The organism is Reichenbachiella sp., assembly GCF_965233835.1.
In the GTDB taxonomy this organism is placed as follows: domain Bacteria; phylum Bacteroidota; class Bacteroidia; order Cytophagales; family Cyclobacteriaceae; genus Reichenbachiella.
The window spans coordinates 46,566-64,059 of record NZ_OZ247585.1; the positions used below are offsets into that span (position 1 = coordinate 46,566).

Annotated in this window: 20 protein-coding genes; 2 read left to right on the forward strand and 18 right to left on the reverse strand. The window is 40.3% G+C overall.

Annotated features, from left to right (window positions below; all coding sequences use genetic code 11):
* Nucleotides 1-10 precede the first annotated feature (10 nt).
* The 13 genes from ACO6S2_RS00200 to ACO6S2_RS00260 all read right to left on the reverse strand — a co-directional run bounded on the left by ACO6S2_RS00200 (nucleotide 11) and on the right by ACO6S2_RS00260 (nucleotide 10,925).
* Nucleotides 11-664, reverse strand: a complete 654-nt coding sequence (locus ACO6S2_RS00200; RefSeq protein ID WP_422360500.1) for a CoA transferase subunit B — start codon at nucleotides 662-664, stop codon at nucleotides 11-13.
* A gap of 19 nt (nucleotides 665-683) precedes the next feature.
* Nucleotides 684-1,382: a CoA transferase subunit A gene (locus ACO6S2_RS00205; protein ID WP_422360501.1), complete on the reverse strand. Its 699-nt coding sequence runs from the start codon at nucleotides 1,380-1,382 to the stop codon at nucleotides 684-686.
* Nucleotides 1,383-1,471: 89 nt separating this feature from the next.
* The gene (locus ACO6S2_RS00210) at nucleotides 1,472-2,404 is read right to left on the reverse strand and encodes a bifunctional riboflavin kinase/FAD synthetase (protein ID WP_422360502.1); all 933 of its coding nucleotides are present in this window, start codon (nucleotides 2,402-2,404) and stop codon (nucleotides 1,472-1,474) included.
* Between the two features lie 22 nt (nucleotides 2,405-2,426).
* Nucleotides 2,427-3,119 (reverse strand): tRNA pseudouridine(55) synthase TruB, encoded by a 693-nt coding sequence (truB, locus tag ACO6S2_RS00215; RefSeq protein ID WP_422360503.1) that lies wholly within the window; start codon nucleotides 3,117-3,119, stop codon nucleotides 2,427-2,429.
* Nucleotides 3,113-3,910, reverse strand: coding sequence for an undecaprenyl-diphosphate phosphatase (locus tag ACO6S2_RS00220; RefSeq protein ID WP_422360504.1), 798 nt, complete (start codon nucleotides 3,908-3,910; stop codon nucleotides 3,113-3,115). The genes truB and ACO6S2_RS00220 overlap by 7 nt, the downstream gene beginning before the upstream one ends.
* On the reverse strand, nucleotides 3,911-4,123 hold the full coding sequence (locus ACO6S2_RS00225; RefSeq protein WP_422360505.1) for a DUF3098 domain-containing protein: 213 nt from the start codon (nucleotides 4,121-4,123) through the stop codon (nucleotides 3,911-3,913).
* 3 nt (nucleotides 4,124-4,126) lie between these two features.
* Nucleotides 4,127-5,023, reverse strand: a complete 897-nt coding sequence (locus tag ACO6S2_RS00230) for a cell division protein FtsX (protein WP_422360506.1) — start codon at nucleotides 5,021-5,023, stop codon at nucleotides 4,127-4,129.
* 71 nt (nucleotides 5,024-5,094) lie between these two features.
* Nucleotides 5,095-5,976, reverse strand: a complete 882-nt coding sequence (locus ACO6S2_RS00235) for a hypothetical protein (protein WP_422360507.1) — start codon at nucleotides 5,974-5,976, stop codon at nucleotides 5,095-5,097.
* Between the two features lie 5 nt (nucleotides 5,977-5,981).
* Nucleotides 5,982-6,521, reverse strand: coding sequence for an RNA polymerase sigma factor (locus tag ACO6S2_RS00240; protein WP_422360508.1), 540 nt, complete (start codon nucleotides 6,519-6,521; stop codon nucleotides 5,982-5,984).
* A gap of 116 nt (nucleotides 6,522-6,637) precedes the next feature.
* Nucleotides 6,638-7,279: a ligase-associated DNA damage response endonuclease PdeM gene (gene pdeM, locus ACO6S2_RS00245; protein ID WP_422360509.1), complete on the reverse strand. Its 642-nt coding sequence runs from the start codon at nucleotides 7,277-7,279 to the stop codon at nucleotides 6,638-6,640.
* A gap of 13 nt (nucleotides 7,280-7,292) precedes the next feature.
* Nucleotides 7,293-7,976 carry a 2'-5' RNA ligase family protein gene (locus ACO6S2_RS00250; RefSeq protein WP_422360510.1) on the reverse strand — a complete coding sequence of 228 codons (684 nt, stop codon included), beginning with the start codon at nucleotides 7,974-7,976 and terminating at the stop codon, nucleotides 7,293-7,295.
* Nucleotides 7,969-8,403: a DUF2147 domain-containing protein gene (locus ACO6S2_RS00255; RefSeq protein ID WP_422360511.1), complete on the reverse strand. Its 435-nt coding sequence runs from the start codon at nucleotides 8,401-8,403 to the stop codon at nucleotides 7,969-7,971. The genes ACO6S2_RS00250 and ACO6S2_RS00255 overlap by 8 nt, the downstream gene beginning before the upstream one ends.
* 92 nt (nucleotides 8,404-8,495) lie before the next feature.
* Nucleotides 8,496-10,925, reverse strand: coding sequence for a ligase-associated DNA damage response DEXH box helicase (locus ACO6S2_RS00260; RefSeq protein ID WP_422360512.1), 2,430 nt, complete (start codon nucleotides 10,923-10,925; stop codon nucleotides 8,496-8,498).
* Between the two features lie 162 nt (nucleotides 10,926-11,087).
* Here ACO6S2_RS00260 and gap point away from each other — a divergent pair, with 162 nt between their 5' ends.
* Together gap and ACO6S2_RS00270 are read left to right on the forward strand one after the other, a co-directional pair.
* The gene (gene gap / locus ACO6S2_RS00265) at nucleotides 11,088-12,074 is read left to right on the forward strand and encodes a type I glyceraldehyde-3-phosphate dehydrogenase (RefSeq protein WP_422360513.1); all 987 of its coding nucleotides are present in this window, start codon (nucleotides 11,088-11,090) and stop codon (nucleotides 12,072-12,074) included.
* A 549-nt stretch (nucleotides 12,075-12,623) separates the two neighbouring features.
* On the forward strand, nucleotides 12,624-13,601 hold the full coding sequence (locus ACO6S2_RS00270) for a hypothetical protein (protein WP_422360514.1): 978 nt from the start codon (nucleotides 12,624-12,626) through the stop codon (nucleotides 13,599-13,601).
* Here ACO6S2_RS00270 and ACO6S2_RS00275 read toward each other — a convergent pair.
* From ACO6S2_RS00275 to ACO6S2_RS00295, 5 genes are all read right to left on the reverse strand, one after another.
* A complete protein-coding gene (locus ACO6S2_RS00275; protein WP_422360515.1) occupies nucleotides 13,598-14,347 on the reverse strand; it encodes a YebC/PmpR family DNA-binding transcriptional regulator in 750 nt (249 codons plus the stop codon). The genes ACO6S2_RS00270 and ACO6S2_RS00275 overlap by 4 nt on opposite strands.
* A 79-nt stretch (nucleotides 14,348-14,426) precedes the next feature.
* The gene (locus ACO6S2_RS00280; protein WP_422360516.1) at nucleotides 14,427-15,263 is read right to left on the reverse strand and encodes a DMT family transporter; all 837 of its coding nucleotides are present in this window, start codon (nucleotides 15,261-15,263) and stop codon (nucleotides 14,427-14,429) included.
* Nucleotides 15,264-15,274: 11 nt separating this feature from the next.
* The gene (locus ACO6S2_RS00285; protein ID WP_422360517.1) at nucleotides 15,275-15,928 is read right to left on the reverse strand and encodes an ABC transporter ATP-binding protein; all 654 of its coding nucleotides are present in this window, start codon (nucleotides 15,926-15,928) and stop codon (nucleotides 15,275-15,277) included.
* Between the two features lie 168 nt (nucleotides 15,929-16,096).
* The gene (locus tag ACO6S2_RS00290) at nucleotides 16,097-16,510 is read right to left on the reverse strand and encodes a DUF1987 domain-containing protein (protein WP_422360518.1); all 414 of its coding nucleotides are present in this window, start codon (nucleotides 16,508-16,510) and stop codon (nucleotides 16,097-16,099) included.
* Nucleotides 16,511-16,837: 327 nt separating this feature from the next.
* A complete protein-coding gene (locus ACO6S2_RS00295) occupies nucleotides 16,838-17,494 on the reverse strand; it encodes a response regulator (protein WP_422360519.1) in 657 nt (218 codons plus the stop codon).

Genomic DNA, 17,494 nt, shown 5'->3' on the forward strand with positions numbered 1-17,494 from the left:
CTTGAAAAAATTATATTTTCATTTCTGGAATTTCTCCCTCAACAATTAAAGTCCCTTCTGTGGCCTTTTGAATATCTTCAACAGAAACGCCCGGAGCCCTTTCAATCAATTTGAAACCACCAGGAGTGACATCAAGCACAGCCATATTGGTAACTACTTTCTTGACACAACCAACACCGGTTAATGGCAGCGTGCATTTCTTTAATATTTTCGATTCACCAGCTTTATTTGTGTGCATCATGGCTACGATGATATTTTCGGCAGAAGCTACTAAATCCATTGCCCCTCCCATGCCCTTCACCATTCGTCCTGGTATTTTCCAATTGGCTATATCACCATTTTCCGCCACTTCCATTGCGCCCAGTACGGTCAGCTGTACATGTTGGCCACGTATCATGGCAAAGCTGGTAGAAGAATCAAAAATAGATGCTCCTTTCAATAGTGTAACCGTTTGCTTACCAGCATTGATCATATCAGCGTCTTCCTCACCTTCATAAGGAAATGGCCCCATACCCAAGATGCCATTTTCGGATTGAAATTCTACTTCGATCCCTTCAGGGATATAGTTGGCCACCAAGGTAGGGATACCGATACCCAAATTGACATACCAGCCATTTTGTAATTCTTGCGCAATTCGTTTTGCGATTCCTGTCTTATCAAGCATATCTTTTTCGAAATTTGGGTTAACCTCTTGTTCTTACTGTTCGTTGCTCAATTCTCTTTTCGTAATCCTTTCCTTGAAAGATACGCTGGACAAATATTCCAGGTGTCTGAATAAAGTTTGGATCTAATTCTCCCGGCTCCACTAATTCATCCACCTCCGCAATAGTGATCTTTCCAGCCATGGCCATAGGCGGATTAAAATTTCTTGCGGTCCCTTTATAAACCAGATTTCCGAATTTATCTCCTTTCCAGGCTTTCACAATGGCAAAGTCTGCGGTTAGCGCTGATTCCAAAATATGTGGTTTGCCATTAAACTCTCTTACTTCTTTGCCTTCGGCCACTTCTGTACCATATCCAGCAGGAGTGAAAAATGCAGGTATGCCTGCGCCACCGGCTCGACACCTTTCTGCCAATGAGCCCTGAGGAATCAAATCAACCTCAAGTTCACCACTTAACATTTGCCGTTCAAACTCATCATTTTCTCCAACATAAGAGGAGATCATTTTCTTGATTTGCTTTTTCTGAAGTAGTAGACCCAAACCAAAATCGTCTACCCCTGCATTGTTCGAAATACAGGTGAGATCAGAAATTCCTTTTTCATTCAAAGCAGAAATACAATTTTCAGGGATGCCACAAAGGCCAAACCCTCCTAACATGAGTGTCATACCATGGTCTATTCCTTCAATGGCTGCCTGAGCATCAGCTACAATTTTGTTCATAGCAGTAAATGTTGTTTAATGTTCTATACGAAAGTTACAAACTTAAGGCTTATCCAGATGAATCGGATAGCAATAATCTAAAGACAAGATTAATATTCTTCAAGAAGTTGTAAGGAGGTGGTTTTGTCCTTTTGTAGTTGAGTTTTTAGTTCTTCGAGAGAATCAAATTTTTTCTCATCTCGAAGATGCTTTATAAATTCAACTTGAATGGGTTGATTATAGATCTGTTGATCAAAGTCAAAAAGGTGAGTTTCTATCACTCGATGTAGCCCACCTACGGTTGGTCTAATTCCAACATTCAGCATCCCTTTGAACCATTCGTTTCCAACCTTGGCTCTTACAGCATAAGAACCGTCCTTCGGAATTAACTTAAACTCTTCAGCCACCTTAATATTTGCGGTAGGAAAGCCCAATTGAGAGCCAATTTGTTTCCCTTCTACTACAGTACCATTAATACTATACTGTCTACCTAAAAATTCGGCAGCCAAATCTACTTCCCCATGAAACAGCGCCTGACGGATCTTAGTACTACTCACCCCCACATCATCAATATCCTGACGAGGAATCTCTTCTACTTCAAATCCAAAGCGATCACTGTTTTCTTTCAGATATTCAAAGCTTCCTGATCGGTTCTTCCCAAAACGATGATCGTATCCTATGATGAGCTTCTTGGTTTTTAGTTTCTCCACCAACATATTTTGGATGAATGTTTCCGAAGACAACTGAGAAAATGCTTTGGTGAATTCTACTTTGACCAAATAGTCTATACCGACTTCTTCCAGCAACTGTGCTTTCTCCTCGAAAGTCGAAAGTAGTTTAAGTGTCTTTTCTTCTGGGAACAAAACAAAGCGGGGATGTGGCCAAAAAGTAAGAACCACACTTTTGCCATTCAATTCTCTGGCCGTTTTTACTATTTTCTTAAGGATTTTCTGATGACCAAAATGCACTCCGTCAAACGTACCACTGGTTACAATAGCATTTTGAATATTGGGAATGGCTTGATGTCCTTCTACGATTACCATGGGTGAAATTGTGAGCGCAAATCTAATCTCTTTGTAATCGAGAAATAAAATCTTCTAATACAAAAGCATCTTCTACTTTGAAATCGCCAATAGCCGTTCGCCGCAACTCTGACATATAGGCCCCACATTTCAGCTCTTCCCCGACATCTCGAACCAAACTCCTAATGTAAGTTCCTTTTGAGCATTTAATCTTAAAACTGACTTCGGGCAAATTACTCGTGTCTACTTCGAATACTGGGACTTGCACGGCCCTTGGTTTTAACTTGATGTCTTCTTTTCTTCGAGCGGCTTTATAAGCTCTTTCACCATCTACTTTGACTGCACTATAAATAGGCGGTATCTGAATGACATCTCCTGTCCACTTAGCTACTGCTCTTTTTACTTGCTCTTGAGTAATATGCTCCCAGGGTTTCTCACTATCAAACTCGGTTTCCAAATCGACAGATGGTGTCGTTTTCCCCAACACCATCCTACCTGTGTAGGTTTTCCCTAAATCCTGATAATCGTTGATTTTTTTGGTGGCCTTACCAGCACATATGATAAGTAAGCCCGTGGCTAATGGATCTAAAGTTCCTGCGTGCCCAACTTTTTTAATTTTCAGTCTACCACGAATTTTCTTCACTACATCAAATGATGTCCACTCCAATGGTTTGTCAACCAAGAAAACTTCGCCCTTTTCGAAGTCCATTTCTGATATCAGAATGGGCTCTACCATAGCAGTCCTCCAACCACCGCCATCAAGCCAACCACGCCACAATAAATGGCGAAATAGATCAGTTTACCTCTCTTGACAATTGAAATCATCCACTGACATGCCAACAGTCCCGAGAGAAACGCAGCCAAAAAGCCAACGGCCAGATTCATTCCTGAAATATTTGCCGCTATCTCAGGGGATTCTAAAAAGTCTTTAGTCTTGAGCAACATGGCTCCAAGAATAGGAGGTAAAACCATAAGAAATGAGAAACGTGCGGCTTTCTCTTTATTTACGCCAAGTAGTAGCGCTATAGATATCGTCGAGCCAGAGCGCGAGATACCCGGCATGATGGCAATGGCCTGAGCCAAGCCAATTAAAAATGAATTCTTAAAGGTGATTTCCCCTTCGTTCTTTTTGCTGAAATATGTAAATGCGAGTAATGCAGCTGTCACCAACAGCATGGTGCCAACTAGCAAGATATTACCGCCAAACAAAGATTCTACCTGATCTTCGAAGAATACCCCCACAATGCCCACCGGAATCATGGACAATACAATCATTGCCGCAAATTGGGTAGATTCATTCCATTCGAACTTGAGAATTCCTTTGATGATTTCTAGGATGTCTTTCCTAAAGATGACAACTGTACTACAAGCTGTAGCGCCATGAAGGATGATAGAAAAAAGCAGATTGTCTTCTGACTGTACTCCTAGAAAATAGGTGCCTAGCTCCAAGTGTCCACTACTACTTACAGGGAGGAATTCTGTCAACCCCTGAATCACTCCAAGGATTAATGCTTCAATAAAGGTCATTTATTTTTCTTTTGGCTTGTACAGAATAGCTACAAACTCAATAGCAAAACCTAATAGCACCACAATAGGGCCTAAAGTCAGGCCTAAAAAACCAAACCCATAAGGCTCAGTATCAAGACTCATGATAATAAATCCCAGAATCAAAACTGCCACACCGGCTAGCATGATCATATAATTGATTTTCTGAAAAGCTAATTTATTCTTGTCGCTCATAATCTAATAAAGTTCGTCCAGTGACATTTTCATGTACTTCCTGATGGCCGCAAATGTACTCATAAAACCTACAAATATTCCGACCAATACGATTCCTGTACCTAGCATTATCAATTGTTCAAGTTGAAGTAAATCTAAGAGACCATCAACTTCAGTATTGAGATACCTCATTAGAGAAGCGAGTAATGCTATCGCCAAAACTGCTGAAACCAATCCGAATAATGAAGCACGCATTAGAAACGGCTTACGAATAAAATTAGTTGTGGCTCCTACCAATTGCATGCTACGTATCAAAAAGCGCTGAGAGAATAGAGCCAGCTTTATGGTATTGTTGATCAGTATTACTACTACAGTCAGCAAAATCACTGAAAAACCTATTAAGACAAAGCTTACTTTTTTTACGTTTTCGCGAATGCTGCTGACCAAACTCTCAATGTATGTGACCTCGTGTACTCCTCTTATAAATCCAATTTCTTTTTTGATCTCAACTAGATTTTGTGATTCATGGAAATCAGGACTTATCTTAATAACCACCACATCTCTCAACGGGTTATCGCCAAGAAACTCCACAAAGTCTTCCCCTGTTTCTTCATAAAACTCCTTCGCTGCTTCTTCTTTGGTAATGTGCGCAACCTGTGAAATGCCCTCCTTTTTGATCACATAGTCTTTGGAAGAAAGAGTTTTAATGATTTTCGTGATTTCGTTTTGACTTAGGTTTTTGTTGAGAAATACCTGCATCTCTACATTCTCCTGAATGATAGTGGTGAGGTTTTTAGTCATCATCAGCAACAGACCAAACAAACCCATAACGAATAGAGCAAGCGTAACACTAAAAACTACGCTGACAAAGGGATAGCTCCCTAGCTTTTTCTTTTTTCTAAACTTTTTATCTTTTGCCATATGTCTATGGCCAAAAATAGCGCAATTGCTGAAAATAGTGGGATAGAGGAATTAAAATAATCAAGTGTTGATTATCCTCTGCTCTTCAATTCATCCAATTCATGGATTAACTCTCTATTCTCAATTTTTGAGAGAGGAGTAATCGAGGAAGCGTTCTTTCTCAATTGATAGAAATCTCCATGATAGTAGAAAAATAATTTCTTGCTACCTGGTGTACTAATTTCAATAATCTCATAAGGAGACTCATTAAATTTTCCATACAAGAATAGTCGATTATCTTCCAATCGGTAATGGAAATTGTACTTTCTTGAATTGATCGTTTGAATATTTACCTTATCAACCTCAGAGATACCTGATACCTGGTCAATACGATCCATGGCTTCGAAATCAACCGCCATGCCATCAAAAGCATCTTCATGCGTTGGGGTTACTTCTGGCACCTCGAAAGCAATGTTTTGTTTTGGAGTCTCCTCAGCAATACTTCTTTTCTTCATTACTGGAGTCGTCTCCACGTAATCAAGCATTTGAAGATTCCCTTCAAACCTATAATCCAATTGATTATGAAAATTCGGACTAAGTGCTGAGCTTATCGCATATTCAGTTTTAGCGTCCAGAGATTCTATGTGATATTGGATGGAGGCTTCTCTATTATAAAAGAAATAACCTCCAGTAGCCACCATTACGGCCGTTAGACCATAGGTTAATGACTTCATCATAGAACCCTGCATTAAGGTGCCTATCAAGGTTGGTTCTACTGAGATATTGTTGAGTCTAGTCTTTAGCTCAGCTCTTCTATGTGCCTTCAATCCCTCTACGATATCGTTTTGCCTATCGAACTCGAATTTAAGCTCGGGATTACTTTCTACTCTTCCTTCAAATAGGATACGGTCAGTTTCCGACATGGTGCCGCTGAAGTAAGCTTCTAATTGACTGCTGTATTTATTAATTCCCATTTTTCTTAGTCTAGTACATCTTGTGAAGAATAAGTCCGCTTAACCATCAGATCGAGCTTCTTTTTACATTTATACTTCTTAGTTTTTGCCGTGTCAGTATTTGCAAAATTTAGTTTGTCTGCAATATCTGACATAGACAATCCATCGAAGTAGTGGTAGGTTAGTATTCTTCTACAGGTGTCCCCCAATTGATTAATGCAATCGGTTATAATTTTAATTCTTTCATTCTTGTCATGTTCCTGATAAGTAGTCCTTTCAACTTCTTCGGAAGAGTGTCTTCCCTTTCGATCCAACTCCTTTCTCCAAAGATTCAAGCAAATACTATAAATGTATGTGCTAATCTTAGAGGTCAATACCAACTTACCAGATACGGCCTTCTGCCAAAATACCAAGAGTGCGTCCTGAAAGATGTCTTTCGCCTCATCCTCAGTCCCATTATTGTTTAGCACAATACGGGTCATCATTTTGTAATGTTTCTTGTACAGGTAGTCCAAGGCTGCCTCATCCCCTCTACTCACCCGTTCTAACACTTCATGATCTTTCATGACTCCTTCAAGCTCTCGCTCTAGTTTAAATACGACAATGTAACTAATTGTAACCCTTGCAGGTAGAATTTTATCAACAGTCTATCAATATAGCTGATTTACGACAAATAGTCCAATTAGCTAACGTGAATAATCTCGTTTTCTGCTACCACAAAGATATTATCTTTTTTAGAAGGCTTAATTTTTGCTATTCCAGTGAAATGGCCAAAGGCAGGAAGGAAGGCATGATCCTCTCTAAATAGAAAACAAGGAAGTTTCAAAGATTGCTTCCCTGAGCCTACCATTGACACCCCAGGATGTAAATGACCTGAGATGTTGTAACCCTCAGGGTTTTCATTTCGCTCATGAGTGAATTCAATGTTATCTATAAGAAGTTGATCCATCACCTGCAATCTAGAATTTTGATAAAGGCTTTCAGGCAATATATCATGATTACCTTTGATCAAGATTAATTCTATATGCTCATAATTGTGAGCCCAGTTGTAAAACAAATCCCACTCCTGATTATGTTCACTGTGAAAAAGATCTCCCACAAAAAGGATTTTTTCGGGTTTAAGTTCTTCAATAATAGCATCAAGCACAAAAAACTCATTTACATGAATATGTGAGGAAATGGGTACGCCTGCTTTCCTAAAGTGACTGGCCTTGCCAATATGCAAATCAGACAAAATCAAAGCCTTTTGTTCTTTCCAAAAAATCACTTTTTCTGGCAATAAATAGAAAGTCTGATTTTGAATTTTCGCCTCGAAATGCTTCATGAACAGTTCTGAATTAACCGAGCTCAAAAGTAGCTAGTTTCTTCACTACATCTGTGCGCTGGTACCAATCATTGAATACCAAATCCAATTGGTCAACCTTCATTCTACCAAAAGAGAAATTCCGAAACTCATCTAGTAGTCGAACGAACTCGCCAAAATCTGCTATCCGCTTTCTAAATCGCATAACCGTTAGATGTGCGGTATTAATTTTATAGCGGCTGTCAATCGAATGCTGAAACTGGGAAGATTTGAACCTTTTTCTCAGCTCATTTCTTAACTTCTTAAGTCCATCCCCTTCGGGAAATCCTTGCACTAATATTCCCGATGGGCTAGCAGTTATTCCTTCGAACTTTATTTCCATTGGTTTGCTGAGGCACTCACTTACTACCCTCTCATAGTCCTCTGAGTTAATCTGGGTAAGTTGAAATCCTGCGTAACAAGAAATAATTGAGAGCACGGTCAGGTGCAAGTCGTCACTCGGCTGATAATATTGATTCGGCTCAATTTTTTTGAGCTCCTGTTGAAAAGAAGAGATGCTATTTTTGATCTCCTGATTTGGCCTGGCCAATAGCGTTATTCCACGCCTGAGGTCTTCATTACTATCAATTGAGTCGTCTATTGAACACGCACCATTTATGAATCGAGATCGGGCGTTTTCCCACATTTCTTTGTAACGCCCTTCTAACTCATTATTCATTTTTTATCCAGGTTTGGGTTCGGTAAAAGAAGGCGACATATCCGCGAAGTTTTAAATTTCCATCCTCTAACCACAATTTGCACTTATACACGGTCCCGTTCTCAGGGTCCAGTATTTTACCACCTACATATTCGTCTCCATCTTTTTTTGCGCCTTTTAAGATCTCCATGCCCAGCGTCTTTTGCATATATCTAGGATCATCTTCATCACACTCGTCACAAACTGGGTCTGGATCTTCGTGTGGTTCAAGGAACATATCAACTACCTTACCATAGTACTGGTCCCCTTTTTTGTAAATCTCTACAACTGAACGAGGCTTATTACTTTCATCGTCAATCGTTTTCCATTCGCCTATAATGGGGTCTTGAGCAAATGCTATGTATGAGGATTGGCAAATTATTGCAAAGAGTATGATTAACTGTTTCATGCGCTTAAAATAATCAAGAATCGATAACAAAGTACGTTAAGATCTCTCGCCCGATAACTATCGGGATCGAGATGACATAAAAAATGAAAGCGCTACTCCATATTCACCTGCATCTTGGCTATTCGCTCGCCTAGACTCTCGGAGCTTATTCGCTCTCGCATGCCATCTACTAATATAGGAAATGAAAACGGAGTGGGTTGGGTTGTTCGTATCAATTTAATTTTTTGTTGGTTGATACGCCCCATAGACTCCAAGAAGCGCTCTTGCTCTAATTGTAGAGAAAGCACTTCCTCTTCCGCCTGCTTCAACAGTAAATTATCAGGATCATAATCAGCCAGTGCTTTGTAAATAATCCCTGAATTCATTTGAAGATGCTTGCCTCGAACGGGCTGTCCCGGATGTCCTTGAAAAACTAAGCCAGAAATAGTGGCAATATCACGAAACCTTCTTCTTGCCATTTCGGATTGATTAATAGACGAGGATATGTCGAAGAAAATATCCTTGGAAGTAAAAAGATCCTGCTCCAAGGCGTCTTCAATAGGAATTTCCTGGTCTGAAAGTAATTCAAAGCCATAGTCATTCATAGAAATAGAAAAAGTAATTGGCTGGGATTGGGCCATACGAAAAGCCACTACACCCGCCAATACTTCATGTACTGCGCGGCCTTCAAATGGAAACACAAACACGTGATATCCTTCTTTGGTTTGAGTCTTCTCTATAAGTAAAGTCTTGCTATCGGGTATAATGGAAAGTTTTGATTGCAAATCCAGCAAGGGCTTTAGTCGTTTCATTTCTACCGATTCGTAGACACCTTGCGCTGCCAATTCGAATTTCTGTCGGAGCAGTCTGGAAAGCTGAGACGAAAGCGGTATTCGCCCGCCACCCCATCGTGGCACGATGCCCTTTTTCTTCCGGCCTTTTTTCACCACAACGGTGAGATCCTTGAGTCGGACAAACTCCAAAGCCTGACCTGCAAACCAAAATACATCGCCGGCATTAAGACGAGAGACAAAACTTTCTTCGACTGTGCCAATATAGCCCCCCGTCTGAAAGCGTACTTTGAGCGATGGGTCTCCCACGATGGTGCCCATGCCCAACCGATGTCGCATAGCTGTCCGCTGACGATTGACTTTATAAACTCCATTCAAGATTTCTACTTTGGAAAACTCTTCGTATTGTGACAGGCTCTCACCTCCTGTGGTAATAAAAGTCAAACACCATTGCCATTGCTCTTTGGTCAAGTCTTGATAGCAATGCGTAGCCTTGATCTCTTGATAAACCTGATCCGGAAAGAATCCATCCCCAACAGCTAAGGTCACTAGATACTGCACAAGTACATCTATACAATTCGTCAGAGGTTTTCGTGGTTCGTACAAATCATCATCAATGGCGGAGCGAAGCGCAGTAGCTTCCATCAGTTCCAATGCATGCGTAGGGACGAATCGCATCTGACTTGTTTCTCCTGGACCGTGTCCGCTTCTGCCAGCGCGCTGAAAAAATCTGGAAACACCTTTCGGGCTACCTACCTGTATGACCATGTCCACTGGACGAAAATCCACGCCTAAATCCAAGCTAGAAGTACATATCACTAACTTCAGCTTTCCTGCGTTGAGAGCATCTTCCACCCATCGCCTGATTTCGTTATCAATGGAACCGTGGTGCATCGCCATGAGTCCAATCATTTCCGGGTATTTGTCTACTATTCCTTGATACCAAATTTCAGTCTGAGAGCGGGTGTTTGTGAAGAGCAATGTGGTATTGTTTTTCTTCACAATATCCATCACCTCCTTCATCAGACGAATGCCCAAATGACCTGCCCAAGGATAGTTTTCAATCTTTTTCGGAATAACCGATTTGATGTTAATCTTCTTATGAATGTTGGCTCGAATGATTTGACCGGTCTGATTTGGCCCGATGAGTGTTGATAAAGCCTCATCCATATTGCCGACAGTCGCAGATATCCCCCAGGTTTTCAATCCCATATCTGACCAGGTCCGTAATTTGGATAATGCCAATTCAACCTGCACGCCCCGTTTGGATCCGAGTAGTTCGTGCCATTCATCTACTATGACACATTGCAAATCGCTGAAATAGTTAGGAGCATTTTTCTGGCTCATCATCAAGTGTAAACTTTCAGGAGTGATGATCAAAGCATCAGGTGCAGAGTCCGTTATTTTCTTTCGATCGGAGGTAGACGTATCGCCGGTTCTAATAGCTATATTCAAGCCCAGGTCATTGGCGTCACTAAACTCTTCTAGTGCTAGCTTGATATCGTTGGCCAATGCCTTTAGAGGTGTAAGCCAAATGACTTTTAGTTTCTTCTTTCGTGCTTTCGAAGCTGTGGCTTTTACGGCAGCAGGAATCCATAAAGCGAAGGTTTTACCACTGCCGGTGGGCGCATTAAGTAGGCCATTGGGCAAATCGAAATAGGCTTGCCACATTTCTTTTTGAAATTTATAAACCTTCCAATTTTTCGAATGGAACCAGTTTACGCCGGTTTCTATGGCTTTTTTTGCGATCAATTCAACGAAAGTCTATAAATATTATGATATCTTGATATTATCTGTTGAAAAATTAACAAACATCCAAATAACAGTTGGTTTCTTTACGAACCAAATATTTGAATTAGTCGTTCAACCTATTAGTTTTGCCAAAATTTTTAACACACACTAAATTATTAATCAATGATTAAAGTTGCTATCAACGGATTTGGACGAATCGGAAGACTTGCGTTCAGAGCATTATTGAAAAAGGAAAATGTGGAAGTCGTTGCAATCAACGACCTGACTGATACTAAGACGTTAGCACACTTATTAAAGTATGATTCTACTCAGGGTAAATTCGACGGAACTGTTGAGGCTGCTGAAGACGGAATCATTGTAAACGGAACTAAAATCGGGATCACTGCTGAAAGAGTTCCTTCTGACTTGCCTTGGGGCAAATTGGGTGTAGATGTAGTTTTAGAATCTACTGGTAGATTCGTAAACGAAGAAGGCGCTAGCCAACACTTGACTGCCGGAGCGAAGAAAGTTGTGATTTCTGCTCCTGCCAAAGGAAACATCCCTACTGTAGTATTGGGTGTAAATGAAGAAATTTTGACTGGTGAAGAAAAAATCATGTCGAACGCTTCTTGTACGACTAACTGTCTAGCACCTATCGCTAAGGTATTGCACGACAACTTCGGACTAGAGCAAGGATATATCACTACGATCCACGCTTATACTGCTGATCAGAACTTGCAAGACGGACCTCACGGTGACTTGAGAAGATCTAGAGCTGCTGCTGTGAATATGGTACCTACTTCTACTGGAGCTGCAAAGGCTGTTGGATTGGTATTGCCTGCATTAAATGGCAAATTGGACGGTAACTCAATGAGAGTTCCTACGCCTACTGGTTCGATCACTGACTTGGTCGCTACTTTGTCTAAAGAAGTAACTGTAGAAGAAGTAAACGCTGCGATGAAAGCTGCTGCTGAAGGACCAATGAAAGGTATCTTGAAATACACTGAAGATCCTATCGTTTCTTCTGATATCGTTGGTGATCCTCACTCTTCTATCTTCGATGCTGGTATCACTTCTACCAACGGTAAAATGGTGAAAGTAGCGTCTTGGTACGACAACGAAGCTGGATACTCTAACAGAGCGGCTGACTTGATTGCTAAGATTGGATAAGTTGATTTGTTGGTGATAACACCAACAAGGAAATTAATGAAATTGAAACCTCGGTCTCGATAACAATCGGGATCGAGGTTTTTTTATTACTTTACAATCTTCATATTTTTATGATCGATTTATTATGATTAACAAGCCAATTTTTCTACTCTGTTCTCTATGTTTCATTTTGTTCTTTTGTTCTTGCGAAAGCGGCAGAGACTGTCCGGATGGCATGGAGGAATGTGAGTTGCAGGATGGCACTGTCATTTGTGCTCCCAAAGGATCTTGTTGATACCACACATAGGGCAGTACTTAGACCGCTAAACCTTGTTTATCAATTTTTCCATAAAGACAAAATCGAATTGGATTTTCTTAGCAATCGCATTATGTCTTTCTTCAGCATTGTTTTTTTGGGCTAATCAATGCGAGCTTGGATTTACCTTCGACTCATTTCTATATATCAATATTACAGATGAGATAAATGTCAAAGGTTTCTGGAAAACTGAGGGGTTTAACTTTAGACCACCTGCTTTTCCGCTTCTAATTAGGCTACTGGGAGCCGAAAACATGATCTGGGCAAATCTAGCTTGTCTGTGGGTTTCGCTGATTTTGATTTTTCATTTGGGTAAAGAAATATCCACCCTAAGGCTGAGGTATTTTTTCTATGCACTAATAGTACTAGCCACTCCCTTATATCTCACTCATTCCTTTTTCTGGACGGAGCCATTTTTCACTGCGGTATTGCTTGTTGCTTTTTTTGCCCTACAGCAGTTTTTAAAGACTAATCAAATCCTTTGGTTGGCATCGTCTCTTCTGGCATTTCTACTGCTTCCCACTATTCGACTGGCAGGTACTTTTATTTCGTTTCCCATTTTTTTCTGGCTGCTTATATTTCCTTCGGGAAAGGGTAGATGGATGGCGGCAGCATCCTGCATATTACTAGTGGGACTTTTCCTTCTATGGATATTCAATTTTAGTGCAATACTTAGTCAAGGAAGTTCACTACTTTGCATAGATCAATTTCTAGGTCAATTGGTTCAGAACCTAGCCAGCTTCCTCGAAGGATTTAGCATTTGGTTTATTCCACATCCGATGCCCCTGCTATTCCGATTGGTTGCAGGAGCTCTTGTTATAGGCTTTCTAGGTTTCACCGCTATGTTGAGCTTACGAGAGAACCCATTAGATATCTATGGCATTATAGCGACTTCATTCATTCTATATTACTTCGCCTTGCACCCATATTTTCAAGTTACTTTTTACACTGCAGAGAGGTATTTAGCGCCTATGTTTGCTTTAGTGTTTTTGACGCTCTTTAAATGGATAGATGATCACCATGCAGGTCTTAATCCCTGGGCAAAGAAGATCCTTCTTATCGTACTAATCCTGCAATCTATATATAGTGGCTTAAGAGTCTCCAACAACCTTTCACTTTGGAGTGAAGTACGTTGTGCAGAAAATTACTCTCAACTGATTGAATCAGAAAAGGTCAGCTTTGAAAAGAAGTATGGGAAAATTAAAAAGGAGACTTTAGACATTCCATATTAACCCAACAACTCTTCCTGACCTTCCCCCACTTCCAGATTATGCCAAACCTGCTGCACATCATCGTTGTCTTCCAAGGTGTCGACGAGTTTCATGATTTTTTTAAAACCTTCATCATCAACGGCCTTTGTATTATTTGGAATGCGCTGCAGTTCAGCATTTTCAGGTTCTAGGCTTAGCTCCTCAAATTTTTTATTGAGGTTGCCGAAATCTTCCAACGCACACATCACAGTTAAGTAATCATCTTCAATTATAAAGTCATCCGCTCCACCATCGATCAACTCTAACTCCAATTCTTCGATATTCATTTCTTCTGTAACGGGAAGGGCAAATACTCCCTTCCGATCAAAAATGAACTCCAAGGAGCCATTGGTTCCTAAGCTGCCATCATTCTTGGTGAAGGCCGCTCGAACTTCCTGCACGGTTCGGTTTTGGTTGTCCGTAAGGCAGTCCACAAATACCGCTACGCCAAACGGAGCATACCCTTCAAAAGTCTGCTCTATATATGAACTCGCGTCGCCCCCGAGCCCTTTTTTGATAGCTCTCTCAATGTTGTCCTTGGGCATATTGGCACCCTTGGCATTTTGGATAGCCATTCTTAATCTGGGATTACCTTCGGGATCACCTCCTCCCCCTTCTTTTACAGCTACAGTTATCTCCTTACTCAGCCGAGTAAATATTTTCCCTCTCTTGGCATCGGCAGCACCTTTCTTGCGCTTGATAGTAGACCACTTACTATGTCCAGACATATGAAATTTTAGATGTTAGAGTCAAGATTTAAGAATCAAGACTGTCTCATTTTCAAAATTACTAATTCAGAGAAAAGGATCAAGCTTTCTTGTATCTGAGGTTGAGAATAATTCCAACTATAACTAACAACATACCCAGATAACTCAATAATTCGTAGGTTTCACCAAAGATGATGAAGCCAAACGCCAAGGAATAAATGATACCCATATAGTTGATTATCGAGACTTTCGAGAGTTCCTCTGATTGGTAAGACCTAGTCATAAAGTACTGTGCGATTTGAGTAAACACCCCAACTAGAATTAAATACAACCAATCCCACCCCACAGGGTTTACCCAGTTGAACAGTGAAATGAGTCCTGCCAAGGGTAAGGAAACCAATGGGAAATAGAAGATAATGACCAAAGGGTGCTCTGAAGTTTTGAGGATACGAATGCAATTGTATGCGAGGCCGGTAAAAACCGCTCCACCAACCCCGATCACCAAATGGATCAATGATATTCTAGCATCAAATCCTTGAATGACTAGAATCCCCAAAAAGGAAAGAAAGAAAAACAGATACTGCTTTGCGCTCACTTTTTCCTTCACGATAAAAACACCAAGAATAGCGGTGAATATAGGTGCCATGTATTGCATACTGGCAGCTGCGGCTAATGGTATCTGCTGGAGTATATAAAAATATGAGGCTAGAGCGATGGAACCAACTACTCCTCTGAGGATCAAAATCTTCCTGTTAGAACCCCAAGGCTTAATTTTATCCTTCCAAAAGAAAAAAGAACACAAAACAATGGAGATTATAGAGCGAAAGAAAATGATCTCAATAGCTGGAATGTGTGAGATCATTTTCACACATACTTTCATCAAAGCAAAGGTGAAGGTAGAGATGATCATAAACTGCACCCCCTTTGATAAATTCATAGTTGAAAAGTTTAACTTGAGATTCGTCCGTCTTGAATGATGATCTTGCGATCAGTCATTTCGGCTAAGTCTTGATTGTGTGTGACGATGATAAAAGTTTGGTTGAGTTCTTTCTGCAGCTGAAAAAACAAGTGGTGCAGTTCTTCAGCATTTACCGAATCTAGGTTTCCACTAGGCTCATCTGCAAAAATCAATGATGGCTTATTGATCAGGGCACGGGCTACCGCCCCTCTTTGCAATTCTCCTCCAGACAACTCAGAAGGCTTGTGATCTCGGCGGTGCTCAATGTGCAGCAGCTCCATCAACTGACCAGCATAATCTGCTAGTCCTTTGCCATTTTTACCATTAATGTAGGCAGGAATACAGATATTTTCGAAAAGGGTAAACTCAGGAAGTAGATTATGAAACTGAAAAACAAAACCGATCTCCTGATTACGAAAGGAAGCCAACGATTTTGAGTTGAGTTTAAAAACATTTTGGCCATTGATTTCTACAGATCCTCCGTCCGGCTGATCTAACGTTCCTAAGATTTGCAACAAGGTACTCTTGCCTGCTCCAGAAGCACCAACCACTGAAACTACTTCACCCGTCTCTACTCTCAGGTCAATGCCCTTAAGTACTTGCAACTCCCCATAAGATTTAACAATATTTTTTGCCTGCAGCATGAGTCATCTGTTGTGCAGCAAATATAAGAATCTAGTCATGAGAACCAAGAGCCAAGAATCAAGATTAAATTGTATATGAAGTGGAATAGTAAAATTTGGGCATAAAAAAAGGCTGCTACTAGAGCAACCCTTTTAATCCACCTGTATTATCCCATTATCTTTAAGTCATTAAGCTGACTGTTTTTCTTCTCCAAGAACTTTGATCTCTGGTATCTCCATGAAGTTGAATTCCATATCGAAGAAACTGCACAAATCCTCTCCTGCTTCTTTCATATCTTCGTCTCCATCTTCGAAGTACCAATTAACTATTACCTTTTTTCCCATTTCATCAATCTTGGACAATTTCTTCATAAAAATGTAAAGACATTTAGAAGAACTTGTATTGAAATATTCAAATGCCAAGTTGGCTGTCATGGAAGCCGTGCCACTTTCGGCATAGCTGTCTAAGCTTTCGAGCACATAATTATAAAATGCCAGCGGGTTTTCTGGACTCGACTTCCCTCTCATGTCAAATATCCCTTTGCCAGGGTTGAAGTAAATGGAGGGTGTCACACGTGACGATCTTATAAAATATCCTTTCATAGCTTTATCGTTTAGATTGAAAACTGGTCAAATAAACGGTAGCTAAAAGCCTTAACGATTAACTACAATTCAAAAGTAGATGAGATCCTATTCAGAAAAAATAGAGGTTTTTCTTAATTAGATTTTTAGGAGTATTAAACATTTAAAAACGCATTAGAGGCTGTTTTTCAATTTTACAATTGAACTATTTCAAGATTGCGTTGAAAAATAATCGACCAAATATTTTTAACCCGAAGCGCCCCAAAGTAAAAATCCCCTAGTGGGGATTTAAGTATTTTTTGTATCAATAGGAAGATTACCTATTCTCTCTAAGAGTTTTTCTCAGCTTTAGTCCAATTCGATGATCTTTTCTCGGATGGCGTACTTCACTAATTGTGCCGTACTCTTCAATCCTAACTTCTGCATGATGTGATTTCTATGTGCATCCACCGTACGAATACTGATAAATAGTTTGTCAGCAATTTCTCTATTGGAAAGGCCTGAAGCAATTTGCCTTAACACTTCTACTTCACGCTTACTAAGATCCTTGTTTTCATTGGCCACACGCTCACCTTTACTCTGGTTGTAGAACCCCTTGAATATGACCTGAGAAATTTTCTGTCCAAAATATTGCTCTCCCTGCATTACTTTTCGGATGGCCTCCGCCAAAATATCCTTTTTAGTATCCTTTGCCAGATAACCTGCAACACCGGCTTTGATAGCTTCTGAAATGTGATCTTGTGTCACTTCCATGGAAAGAATAATGATTTTTACGCCTTCGTGATCCGATCCGATTTTTTTAGCCGTCTCAATACCATTCATTCCTGGCATGTTGATATCCAACAATACAACATCTGGTGCCTGCTCAGATATTTTCTGGAGTGCTTCGTCTCCGCTTTCTGCTTCACCTATGATTGTGAAATCATCATAAATAGAAAGCATGGTAATAACGCCTTCTCTAACTAGAGAGTGATCATCGACTACAAGTATTGATATTTTTGACAT

Coding starts and splice junctions, on each gene's coding strand:
- ACO6S2_RS00200 (WP_422360500.1), bottom strand. CDS start 664: ATGCTTGATAAGACAGGAATCGCAAAACGAATTGCGCAAGAATTACAA.
- ACO6S2_RS00205 (WP_422360501.1), bottom strand. CDS start 1,382: ATGAACAAAATTGTAGCTGATGCTCAGGCAGCCATTGAAGGAATAGAC.
- ACO6S2_RS00210 (WP_422360502.1), bottom strand. CDS start 2,404: ATGGTAATCGTAGAAGGACATCAAGCCATTCCCAATATTCAAAATGCT.
- truB (WP_422360503.1), bottom strand. CDS start 3,119: ATGGTAGAGCCCATTCTGATATCAGAAATGGACTTCGAAAAGGGCGAA.
- ACO6S2_RS00220 (WP_422360504.1), bottom strand. CDS start 3,910: ATGACCTTTATTGAAGCATTAATCCTTGGAGTGATTCAGGGGTTGACA.
- ACO6S2_RS00225 (WP_422360505.1), bottom strand. CDS start 4,123: ATGAGCGACAAGAATAAATTAGCTTTTCAGAAAATCAATTATATGATC.
- ACO6S2_RS00230 (WP_422360506.1), bottom strand. CDS start 5,023: ATGGCAAAAGATAAAAAGTTTAGAAAAAAGAAAAAGCTAGGGAGCTAT.
- ACO6S2_RS00235 (WP_422360507.1), bottom strand. CDS start 5,976: ATGGGAATTAATAAATACAGCAGTCAATTAGAAGCTTACTTCAGCGGC.
- ACO6S2_RS00240 (WP_422360508.1), bottom strand. CDS start 6,521: ATGAAAGATCATGAAGTGTTAGAACGGGTGAGTAGAGGGGATGAGGCA.
- pdeM (WP_422360509.1), bottom strand. CDS start 7,279: ATGAAGCATTTCGAGGCGAAAATTCAAAATCAGACTTTCTATTTATTG.
- ACO6S2_RS00250 (WP_422360510.1), bottom strand. CDS start 7,976: ATGAATAATGAGTTAGAAGGGCGTTACAAAGAAATGTGGGAAAACGCC.
- ACO6S2_RS00255 (WP_422360511.1), bottom strand. CDS start 8,403: ATGAAACAGTTAATCATACTCTTTGCAATAATTTGCCAATCCTCATAC.
- gap (WP_422360513.1), top strand. CDS start 11,088: ATGATTAAAGTTGCTATCAACGGATTTGGACGAATCGGAAGACTTGCG.
- ACO6S2_RS00270 (WP_422360514.1), top strand. CDS start 12,624: ATGATCTGGGCAAATCTAGCTTGTCTGTGGGTTTCGCTGATTTTGATT.
- ACO6S2_RS00275 (WP_422360515.1), bottom strand. CDS start 14,347: ATGTCTGGACATAGTAAGTGGTCTACTATCAAGCGCAAGAAAGGTGCT.
- ACO6S2_RS00280 (WP_422360516.1), bottom strand. CDS start 15,263: ATGAATTTATCAAAGGGGGTGCAGTTTATGATCATCTCTACCTTCACC.
- ACO6S2_RS00285 (WP_422360517.1), bottom strand. CDS start 15,928: ATGCTGCAGGCAAAAAATATTGTTAAATCTTATGGGGAGTTGCAAGTA.
- ACO6S2_RS00290 (WP_422360518.1), bottom strand. CDS start 16,510: ATGAAAGGATATTTTATAAGATCGTCACGTGTGACACCCTCCATTTAC.
- ACO6S2_RS00295 (WP_422360519.1), bottom strand. CDS start 17,494: ATGTCAAAAATATCAATACTTGTAGTCGATGATCACTCTCTAGTTAGA.